1 protein-coding gene is annotated in these 1,260 nt (G+C 69.1%); it reads right to left on the bottom strand.

Annotated elements, in window-relative coordinates; genetic code table 11:
• Positions 1–1,197: HNH endonuclease signature motif containing protein (locus tag C5E05_RS19690; RefSeq protein WP_104342911.1), on the bottom strand; the 1,197-nt coding region annotated here is incomplete at its 3' end.
• Positions 1,198–1,260: the final 63 nt, after the last annotated feature.

A 1,260-nucleotide genomic window follows, 5' to 3' on the forward strand; every position in this document is an offset into this window, starting at 1 on the left:
GAGGGTGCCGCCGTCGTGTTGGGTGACGGTCCAGGCGGTGTGGTGCTTGACGATGTGATGGTTTTTGCAGAAGTCGCTGAGGTTCCAGGTGGCGGTTTCGCCGCCGTATTGGTGGTCGATGGTGTGGTCGAGTTCGCAGTTCGTGGCGGGTTGGCGGCAGCCGATGAAGCGGCAGTGGATGTCGCGGGCTTTCAGGAAGGCGCGCATGGCCGCGGTGGGGGTGTAGGAGTCGACGGCTTGGAGTGCTCCGGTGATGGGGTGGGTGAGGAGGCGGATGAAGGCGGGTGCGGTCGCGGCGAGGTGTTTCGCGTCTTCGATGGGCATGGGGGACATGCCCTCGAGCAGCGCCGGGGCCCGACCCGGCCGGGTGGGGTCGGGGAAGAGTGTCGTGATGGGGATGCTGAGCTGGACGGTGGCTTGAATGCCTTTCGCGGCGCTCGAGACGGTGGGGTCGCTCGTGAGGAGCAGGTCGGCGATGACGTCCGCCATGACCTGGTCGAGGGTGCGCTCGTCGAGCGCGACCGGGTCTTCGGTCGTCTCGGTCGTGCTGCTCTCGGGGGTGTCGGGGGAGTGGGTGGCTGGCTTGGGGCGGGCTTTGATGATGGCCTTGCTCTGCTTGCGTGCGCGGTCGCGGATGGCGTGCGCGACGAACGAGCTCATGAGCACCCGCAGGATGCTCATGCCGTCGCCGAGGTCCTCGACGCTCACGCGGCGCCGTTGCTTCGCGCGTTCGTGGCGTTGGTCGATGGACTCCCCGGTGAGCTCTTCCGCGACGCGCTCGGCCGCGTGCTGCAGCGCTGCCGGCGGGAGCGGCTCCCGGCGCACGCGCTCCAGCATGACCTGGACGAACTCGCCGCGCCGGTGTGTCTGCTCGGCCGGGTCGTCGTGGTTAATCTTCAGGCCGGTCTCGACGAGCTTGTGCACCTGCGCGGGGGTGGTGGTGTTCGTCTCGAGCGCGAGGGCGAGGGCCGGGAACTCGCGCAGCGTCACGGATGCTGACGCGAGGTGTCCCTGGGCGGTGCCGGCGGCGAGCTTCACGAGCAGAGCGACCTCGTTCGCGATCGATCGCACGTGCATGGCCGATTCCGCGCATCCCTCAGCGACATCGAGGGCGTGCCCGAAGTCGTAGGCGGCGGCGTGGGCTCGCAGTTGCAGGGCGGCGCCGGCCGCGAGCATCGCCGCGGCTGCTTCCTCCATCGCGAGAATCTCCGAGCGGCGAGCCGCGACAGAAGCCGGGTCCGAAGGGTCGAACCCCGGATC

The organism is Pseudoclavibacter sp. AY1H1, from assembly GCF_002931055.1.
Classification (GTDB): Bacteria; Actinomycetota; Actinomycetes; order Actinomycetales; family Microbacteriaceae; genus Pseudoclavibacter.